The sequence below is a fragment of the Streptomyces sp. NPDC005151 genome (assembly GCF_053599875.1).
Genome location: NZ_JBSFYR010000168.1, coordinates 1 through 8,114, shown reverse-complemented (window position 1 = coordinate 8,114; position 8,114 = coordinate 1). Strand labels below are relative to the sequence as shown.

The following is an 8,114-nucleotide window of genomic DNA, read 5'->3' as shown; positions in this document are numbered from 1 at the left end:
GATGGCACGGTGAAGCACCAGGCAATCACTCCCGAACCCCGCCCGACCGTGCCAGAGTTCAGCCTCCGCCTCAGCAGCACAAGACGAGGCGCCCGGCTGGCCCGTACGCTTGCCGTCCAGCAGCTCACCGAGTGGTGCGGCATCGCGTACGACTCCGACCTCGTGCGGAACGTCGCCCTGGTCACGGCAGAGTTAGTCTCCAACGCGATCACCCACGGCCGCCTCCCCGGCCGCGACTTCCGTCTGACGCTCCTCCTCCTGCCCCACGCCGTCCGTATCGAGGTGACGGACACCCGCCCGAAGCGCCTGCCGCTCATCCCGGCAGCGGGACCGGCGTCCGCCGACGCGACGTCGGGCCGCGGTCTGCTGCTCGTCGAGGCGTACGCGGACCGTTGGGGCTGCATCGTCCGCGACGCGTTCACGAAAACGGTCTGGGCGGAGGTGGCGGTGGCGGAGTGAGCCGGGGTGAGTCCCAAGCCGATCGCATTCCCGACAACACGACGGTCAGGACTTGGCCGGTGGGAGTTCTGCCCTCGCCCGCGTGATCCTCCTGCCGTTGGTCTCGGCGACCAGGGGCAGTGTGCCGGGGAACTGCTCGGCATGGGCGAAGAGTTCGCGCAGGTCGTCGAGGGGCAGTTCACAGCCGTTCTTCGGATACAGCTCAGCGCTACGGGTGGCATGCCCTCATCATCTTTGGATGTCTTGGTGTTCACGCCCCGTCAATTCGGCACTCCTACCTTGCGGAAGCGTGCGATTCCGCCACCGGCCGGTGGCGGGCAAGTCATTACCTCTTCCTGGAGTGACAAGTGGAGCGTCGCAATTTTCTTCGTGGAGCGGTCATCGGCGGTGCGGCCGCGGCCTTCGGCGGAACCCTGATGCACGGCGCCGCCTACGCGGCCCCGGCTCAGCCCGGCTCCGGACCCTACGGCGCACTGGGTGCCGCGGACGCCAACGGCATCCAGCTGCCTGCCGGGTTCACCAGCAGGGTCATCGCCCGGTCCAGCCAGAAGGTCGGCTCCACCAACTACACCTGGCACAACGCCCCTGACGGCGGTGCCTGCTTCGCCGACGGCACCGGCTGGATCTACGTCTCCAACTCGGAGATCAACCCCTCCGGCGGCGCGAGCGCGGTCAAGTTCTCCTCGACCGGCGCGATCACCGGCGCGTACCGGATCCTCTCCAACACCCGGCAGAACTGCGCGGGTGGCGCCACCCCGTGGAACACCTGGCTCTCCTGCGAGGAGGTCAGCCTCGGGTACGTGTACGAGACCGACCCGTGGGGTGTGAACGCGGCCGTCCGCCGGGACGCGATGGGCAAGTTCAAGCACGAGGCGGCCGCGGCCGACCCGGTCCGCAAGGTGATCTACCTGACCGAGGACGAGACCAACGGCTGCTTCTACCGCTTCATCCCGACGACCTGGGGCAACCTGTCCTCCGGCACGCTCCAGGTGCTGAAGGCCGGCACCGCCACCTCCGGCTCGTTCACCTGGGCGACTGTGCCGGACCCGGACGGCGTCCCGACCGTGACCCGTGACCAGGTGTCCGGTGCCAAGCGGTTCAACGGCGGTGAGGGCTGCCACTACTCGAACGACACCGTCTGGTTCACCACCAAGGGCGACAACCGCGTCTGGCAGGTCAACCTGGCCACGAACACCTATGAACTCGCCTACGACGACTCGCTGGTGGTGGGCGGCGGTGCCCCGCTGACCGGCGTCGACAATGTCACCGGGTCCTCCTCCGGCGACCTGTTCGTCGCCGAGGACGGCGGCAACATGGAGATCTGCATCATCACGCCCGACGACGTGGTGGCTCCCTTCCTGCGGATCACCGGCCAGTCCGCCTCCGAGATCACCGGACCGGCCTTCTCGCCCGACGGCAAGCGGCTGTACTTCTCCAGCCAGCGCGGTACGACCGGCAGCTCGTCCGCCGGCATCACGTACGAGGTGACCGGCCCCTTCCGGGCGTAGGCACTTGTAGCTGGGCGCTGCCTCTCGACAGGGCGGCGCCCAGCGGCGTCACCGTGTGCGGCACGGCATTGCCGTGCCGCAGGGTGGCCACCAGGCCCGCCTCTCGCAGCACGGGCCACGTGCTGGTCGGCCGAGGCGAGCGACACCCCGGCTCTGCGGGCGAGTTCACTGGTCGTGCTGCTCGTGCGTCCGTGTGGCCATGCATGGGAAGGCGGGTCCCGGGGCGGTGGCGCGTCCGCCGGACATAGCTGCTCAGGCCGCAGCACTCCAGGCGCCCTGCAAGAAGTCCGAGGCATCCGCCAGCTCCGGCAGTGCGATGCCGTGTCCGAGCCCCGGGTAGCGGCGTTCCGCAAGGCGGGCGCCCGACTTCTCGCGCAGCCATTCACCCGTCCTGGCCACAAGGTCGGCGGGGATCACCGGATCCGCGTCATCCCGCCCCCAGAAGACCGGCACCCCGGCCAGGCGCCCCGGCTCCTCCGGCAGGCCCGCGTCCCACGGCAGCGTGCCGGACAGGAGCACGGCAGCGGCGAACCGCTCCGGGCGAGCGAGCAGCAGACCGCCCGCCATCGCCATGCCGCCCGAGAAGCCGAGAAGCGAGACCGAGGTGTGCTCCGCGGCCTCGACGTCGAGCCAGCCGAACAGCCAGTCGGCGGTCGCGGCGATGGAGTCGGGCAACGGGCGCCCGATGCCCCGGTTGGCGAACCACGCGTATCCAGCACCCTCGGCCAGCGGGGCGCGCACGAAGGCCGCGGTGGCTCCCTGCGGCAGATGCGGTGTGAGTTGCGCGAACGACGTCTCGTCCGCCCCCCGCCCGTGCAGGGCGACGACGAGCGGCGTGCCGGGCCTGCAGACGGGCTCGACGGACCAGCGGATGGTGGGGGCGACGGTGTACGGCATAGCGGCAACTCCTGGTGCACGTACGGTCTCGATGGCAGCCGACTGCTGTGCACCAAGCAGGGAGCCGACGCGGCGCCGCCGTCAGGCCGGCCGCGAGGTCGACCTTACACGAATTGCTTGAAAGTTGAAGTAAGGGTGATCGTGAATTATCTTGAAGTTTCAAGTTAATGTGGTGTCGCCCAGCGTCGCGCGGCCCCTGCCATCCGCCCCACGAGGAGCCCCTCCCTTGACCACTCCTGCCACCACCCTGTCCCGCCCCGCCGCCGCGCCCGAGAAGGCCCCGGCCGCGCCCGCCCGCGCCTATGACATCGGCCTGCTCGTCCTGCGCCTCGCACTCGGCCTGACCATGGCCGCGCACGGCGCCCAGAAGCTGTTCGGCTGGTTCGGCGGGGGTGGCATCGACGGCACCGGGCAGTTCTTCGCCGCCTCCGGCTACCCCTCGCCCAAGGCGTTCGCTGTCGTGGCCGGGCTCAGCGAGACCCTCGGAGGGCTCGGCCTCGCGCTCGGCCTGCTCACTCCGCTCGCCGCCGCGGCCGTCGCGGGCACGCTTGTCAACGCGATCTCCGTCAAGTGGGGCGGCGGTTTCTTCGCCCCGGAGGGCGTCGAGTACGAGATCCTCATCGCCCTGACCGCGGTGGCGCTCGCCCTGACCGGCCCCGGCCGGATCGCCGTGGACCGACTGCTGCCCTGGCTGCGCTCGCACCGGGTCGCCTACGGCGTCGCCGCGATCGTGCTCGGTGCCGTCGTGGCCGGCGTCACGCTGCTGCTGCGTCACTGAGGCAGGGCTCCCATCCCTCCACGTCGCACGTCACCCCATGCCCCGGTGGCGGCGATCGTGGTCTGCATGCTGGGGAGCTGTGTCGCACCGGCTGCTCCGGGTGCCCTGCCCGGTGTCGGAACGCCTCTCAGTACTTGGCGGGTGTGCCGCAGCACTTCTTGTACTTGCGCCCCGAGTCGCACCAGCACGGTCCGTTGCGCGCGGGCGGCCACAACAGCACCCGGTCGGGATGTGCCGTGGCGTACCACTCGCCGAACTCCCTGCGGGTGGCCGCCTCAGCCGCGTCCCGGCCCTGACGCCGGGCATACGTCTCGTAGGCCGTGAGGGTGGCGCTGACCATGCGCACGTGAGCGGCACCTGCCTGGTCGTAGGCGCGGGCCTCCCGCTGTACCCGCGAGGCGTAGTTGTCGTAGTCGTCACCGTAGAGGGCGGTCGACTCGGGCCAGCGGGAGCGGACCGCGGCGAAGTCCTCGCGGACCCAGCGCAGTACGTTCCCGTCGAACGCCTCCCCGTCATCGGGCACGTCCGGGCCGAGAGGGCCGGACGTGTGGCACGTGGCTCCTCCGGATCACCGGCGTGTTGAGCGGCCCACCGCACACATTCCGCTGCCGTCGGTTCCCGCTTCAGCGCGGCGAGAAAGGCTTCGTACCCGGTAGTTGAGGCGCCGGGCATCGCGAGATCGTTCATGCTGAACCCTGCCGAGGCGAAATGCGCGCCCGCGCGGCTTCTCCCTGCGGGACACCGGACGACTCCTACGCCGCCCGCACGGTCGCCCTTGTCACGGCTGGACTCGCGTCCCATGCGATCACGCACGGCCGCGACTTCCGGTTGACACTGCGGCTCCTCCCGGAAGTCGTCCGTATCGAGGTCACCGACACCCGCCCGGAGCGCCTTTTGCCCACATGTCCGGTTTTGCTGCTCATCGATGGACACCGCACGCCTGCACTCGTGGGCCGACCTGCCCGTTCGTCACCGCCCGGTGGCGCTCCGGCAGGCCGGAGAGCTGGGACGCGCACGATGGTGTCCCGCCGAGTGGTGTAGCAGCAATCTACGCGTAGCCCCTGGTCATGGAGCGGCCATCGCGCAACTCTCCGAGTAGAGAAGCTCGTTGAGAGGTGACGCGATGACCTTGTCCCAGCATGACTTACTCCGGCTGATGGAGTCACTGCGTACGGCGGACGGAATTGAGTTGATCAGGGTCCTGGCCCAGCGGATCCTGCAGGAGCTCATCGAGGCCGAGGCCACCGCCCACATCGGCGCGGAGCCCGGCGAACATGCCGAGACCCGCACGACCTGGCGCAACGGTCACCGCGACAAGGTGCTGACCACGCAGGCCGGAGACCTGGACCTGGCGATCCCGAAGGTCCGCACCGGAAGCTTCTTCCCCAGCCTGCTCGAACGCCGTCGCCGTATCGACCGGGCCCTTTACGCCGTCATCGTTGAGGCATACGTCCACGGAGTGTCCACCCGCAGCGTGGACGACCTGGTCAGGGCCCTGGGTGCGGACACCGGTATCTCCAAGAGCGAGGTCTCCCGGCTCTGCGCCGGGCTCGACACCGAGCTCACGGCCTTCCGCACCCGGCCGCTGGACCACACCCGCTTCCCCTACATCTACCTGGACGCGACGTACTGCAAGGCCCGGGTGAACCACCAGATCGTGTCCCAGGCCGTGGTCATCGCCACCGGCATCACCGAGGACGGCGGACGCGAAGTGCTGGGCCTGATGGTCGGAGACAGCGAGACCGAGGCGTTCTGGAGCGAGTTCCTGCGCTCGCTGCGCGAACGGGGCCTGAACGGGGTTCGCCTGGTGGATCGCCTTCCCCCGCCGCTACCTTCCCGAAGACAGCATGGACACGATCTACCCCCAGGGCAAAGATCAGAACGGTCCCGCTGCACCACTGCAGGGGACGTGACCACGCTCTAGGCGTACACACGGCTCGGCACGCGACGCGATGTCAGTTCAGCGCGCAGGGCTGGTCAGGATGCAGTGCGGATCATCATTGTCCTCGTCGCCAACGCGGGTCCAGAGCATCAGGTCGTCTCCGTGACGGAGCGCCGCATACTCGGTGCTGGGGCCGTCGGGTCCGAAGGACGCCCGAACCCCGGTCTGCTTCGATGCGTCGTCCTGGGTCCAAGTGCCCTCTCCTGACCTGGGCATGTGCCAATTCCCGCCCGGAACGGGGCTCCATGCGCCGCAGGCGTTGTCGGCGGTGAATGTGCCGTCTGGCTTCAGCGTCAGGGTGCCGCCCTCGGCATCGGTCCACGTGGTGGCAACCTCGGACGAGTCCAGCACGATCGGGTCACCCTCGGGGTCTGGCCGGTTCCAGAGCCTGCCGCAAGCGGTGAGGACTAGGACCGCGGCAACGAGGACCAGCATGGCCCGGCAGGAACGCTGCATACTCCACCTCAACAGGATCGACGGCCGCGTGCGCGACCGGCTGGATCACGAACGCTTCCGGCACCCTGGCACAGAAATTGAACACGTTCAAGCCGTGCACTGCCTCAGTCGCCGGACGCCCCGCCTGCCCGTCCTGCGAGACCCTGCGGTTGCTCCGGAGGCGGCCGAGCCCTCACCCGCTACACCACCCCATGGGGCACGACCGGCGACGCTCTTGACGACGCCGTGGGCGCCTGGCTCGCCCGGTACTCCGGTGACCCCGTCCAGGAGGGTCGGCCCGCGCTGATGGGGCCGGCCGTCGACGGCAGACGGTACGCGGCAGCCGCCGCGGCGATCAGAGGGCCGTCCATCTCCTCGCCGCCGTCCTGCACGACAGCCAGGCCGTGATCTCCCAACGCCAGATCTCCGCGGAGAGCAACGAAATCCTCGCCTTCGCGCTGCCGGCACCCACCTCGACGCCTACGCCGCGACCTGATGCTCGCCCGCAATATGGGCCTCACCGCCACCTACAACCTGGTCCACAACCGGAACTGCCTGGACGAAGACATCGTCGAACTCCGCCGCATCTACGAGGAGATCGACCGGGCTACCGTCGAGGCATACGGCTGGTTCGACCTCCTGGACGATTCCGGGCAGACCCCGCACGCGGACCCGACGCACGAGACGTTCCCACTCGACCACGGCCTCCATGAGACGGACCAGGGCACGCGCTACACCATTGGGCTGCTCGCACGGACCGAGATCATCGACCGGCTGCGCCAGCTGAACCACCAGGTCTACACCGACGAGGTTTACCTCGGCCTGAACAAGAAGCCGGCCAAGCACCCGGACATGCCGAAGCCCTCCGCCGACGCTATCCGGAAGCGCAAGGAGCAGCTGGTCGCGCGAGGTGGCTCGGATTTCGGTGAGGGTGCCGAGGGCGCCCCCTTCTGAGCTTCAGCGTGACAACGGGCTCGCTCGCATCACCTCAAGTGACTTGAGTAGGCCCGTTGTTGCGCCCAAGATCCTCGTCGGCACTATCCAGCTGCGAGCGACACGAACGCAGCCCACCCGCCCCGACCTACCCGCAACACCGGTCCACCACCAGCGACTTTCGAGTCCCGTACGAACACGGCGTCAGGACCGGCCGCCACCTCCACGCAGTCGCCGCCGCCCGATCCGCTGTAGCTGCTCTTGAACCAGCGCAGCCCGTCCACGTTCTCGGAAACCTGCTCCACGCTCATGTCTCTCCCACCAGCCGTTCGATGAGCCGCGCAGACTCCACGCCGTTCAGAGCCCGTGCCCGCAGCTTGCCATATCGCAACCCGAAGGCGCTGACCTCTGTCGGATCACGGACGACGCACCCGACTTCCTGCGACTCGATGTATCCGAGGTGCTGAAGCTCCTTCGTTTGCAGCACCACAAACGGCCCGTTCAGGCCCGCGTGGAACCCCGGCGCGGCGGGCATGACCTGGACCTCCACGTTCCGCAACCTGCCCACGTCCAACAGGCGTTGCCACTGCCCGCGCATGACCTCCGCGTCGCTCACCGGATTCCGCAGCGCCTCCTCGCTGACGATGAACGATAGGTCCGCAAGCGGCATACGCGCCAGGAGCTTCTGTCGGGCCAGCCGCGCCTCCGTGTGCTGGTCGACGATTTCCTCGCTCAGCGGCGGGCAGTGCCCCGCGAACACGGCCCGCGCGTACGCCTCCGTCTGCAGCAGCCCCGGCACCAGCAGTGGGTCGTACGAGAACCGGCTCGCCACCTCCGCCTCGATGAGCGCGAAGTTGCGGAAGAACTTCGGCAGCTTCGCCCGGTCCACCTCATCCTGGAGCACCTCCAGCACGCCGCCCGCGGCCAGCACCCGGTCCGCCGCCACCGTGAACGCATCCTTCGCCGGCCGTCGTCCCTGCTCGACCGAAGCAACCTGCTCCAGCGAGTAGCCGATCGCATCCCCAAGCGCCTGCTGGCTCAACTCGGACCGCTTGCGCAGATGCTGAAGGAGTTTGCCGTAAGCCGCCCACACGCCCGGCAGGTCGTTCTCCTCCTTCGCCTTCGTCGCGCGGCCGTTCCGCGTATCCCGCATTGTCCTCAC

At 69.0% G+C, this 8,114-nt stretch carries 9 protein-coding genes and 2 pseudogenes; 5 read left to right on the top strand and 6 right to left on the bottom strand.

Features of this window, described 5'->3' with window-relative positions; all coding sequences use genetic code 11:
• Nucleotides 1–9 precede the first annotated feature (9 nt).
• Together ACWD6R_RS38870 and ACWD6R_RS38865 are read left to right on the top strand one after the other, a co-directional pair.
• Nucleotides 10–459: an ATP-binding protein gene (locus ACWD6R_RS38870; protein WP_451823072.1), complete on the top strand. Its 450-nt coding sequence runs from the start codon at nucleotides 10–12 to the stop codon at nucleotides 457–459.
• A 347-nt stretch (nucleotides 460–806) separates the two neighbouring features.
• Complete coding sequence (locus ACWD6R_RS38865) at nucleotides 807–1,967, top strand: alkaline phosphatase PhoX (protein ID WP_451823070.1); 1,161 nt, start codon at nucleotides 807–809, stop codon at nucleotides 1,965–1,967.
• On the opposite strand, the pseudogene ACWD6R_RS38860 reads toward ACWD6R_RS38865, so the two are convergent.
• Together ACWD6R_RS38860 and ACWD6R_RS38855 are read right to left on the bottom strand one after the other, a co-directional pair.
• Nucleotides 1,933–2,143, bottom strand: a pseudogene (locus ACWD6R_RS38860) (ArsR/SmtB family transcription factor); the annotation flags it as partial. The gene ACWD6R_RS38865 and the pseudogene ACWD6R_RS38860 sit on opposite strands and share 35 nt — an antisense overlap.
• Nucleotides 2,144–2,219: 76 nt before the next feature.
• Nucleotides 2,220–2,864, bottom strand: a complete 645-nt coding sequence (locus ACWD6R_RS38855) for an alpha/beta hydrolase (RefSeq protein WP_451823069.1) — start codon at nucleotides 2,862–2,864, stop codon at nucleotides 2,220–2,222.
• A gap of 226 nt (nucleotides 2,865–3,090) precedes the next feature.
• Between ACWD6R_RS38855 and ACWD6R_RS38850 the strand changes: the two genes are divergently transcribed.
• On the top strand, nucleotides 3,091–3,642 hold the full coding sequence (locus ACWD6R_RS38850) for a DoxX family protein (RefSeq protein ID WP_451823068.1): 552 nt from the start codon (nucleotides 3,091–3,093) through the stop codon (nucleotides 3,640–3,642).
• 127 nt (nucleotides 3,643–3,769) lie between these two features.
• Here ACWD6R_RS38850 and ACWD6R_RS38845 read toward each other — a convergent pair whose 3' ends face one another.
• Nucleotides 3,770–4,165, bottom strand: coding sequence for an SEC-C metal-binding domain-containing protein (locus ACWD6R_RS38845; RefSeq protein ID WP_451823067.1), 396 nt, complete (start codon nucleotides 4,163–4,165; stop codon nucleotides 3,770–3,772).
• Between the two features lie 600 nt (nucleotides 4,166–4,765).
• Between ACWD6R_RS38845 and ACWD6R_RS38840 the strand changes: the two are divergent.
• Nucleotides 4,766–5,452: pseudogene (locus ACWD6R_RS38840) on the top strand (IS256 family transposase); the annotation flags it as partial.
• Nucleotides 5,453–5,602: 150 nt separating this feature from the next.
• Here the strand turns inward: ACWD6R_RS38840 and ACWD6R_RS38835 are convergent.
• On the bottom strand, nucleotides 5,603–6,040 hold the full coding sequence (locus tag ACWD6R_RS38835; protein WP_451823066.1) for a hypothetical protein: 438 nt from the start codon (nucleotides 6,038–6,040) through the stop codon (nucleotides 5,603–5,605).
• A 474-nt stretch (nucleotides 6,041–6,514) separates the two neighbouring features.
• Between ACWD6R_RS38835 and ACWD6R_RS38830 the strand changes: the two genes are divergently transcribed.
• The gene (locus ACWD6R_RS38830; RefSeq protein ID WP_451823065.1) at nucleotides 6,515–6,973 is read left to right on the top strand and encodes a hypothetical protein; all 459 of its coding nucleotides are present in this window, start codon (nucleotides 6,515–6,517) and stop codon (nucleotides 6,971–6,973) included.
• Between the two features lie 83 nt (nucleotides 6,974–7,056).
• On the opposite strand, the gene ACWD6R_RS38825 is transcribed toward ACWD6R_RS38830, so the two are convergent.
• Together ACWD6R_RS38825 and ACWD6R_RS38820 are read right to left on the bottom strand one after the other, a co-directional pair.
• Complete coding sequence (locus ACWD6R_RS38825) at nucleotides 7,057–7,263, bottom strand: DUF397 domain-containing protein (protein WP_451823064.1); 207 nt, start codon at nucleotides 7,261–7,263, stop codon at nucleotides 7,057–7,059.
• Nucleotides 7,260–8,105 (bottom strand): helix-turn-helix domain-containing protein, encoded by an 846-nt coding sequence (locus ACWD6R_RS38820; protein WP_451823071.1) that lies wholly within the window; start codon nucleotides 8,103–8,105, stop codon nucleotides 7,260–7,262. Before ACWD6R_RS38820 ends, ACWD6R_RS38825 begins: the two co-directional genes overlap by 4 nt.
• Nucleotides 8,106–8,114 lie beyond the last annotated feature (9 nt).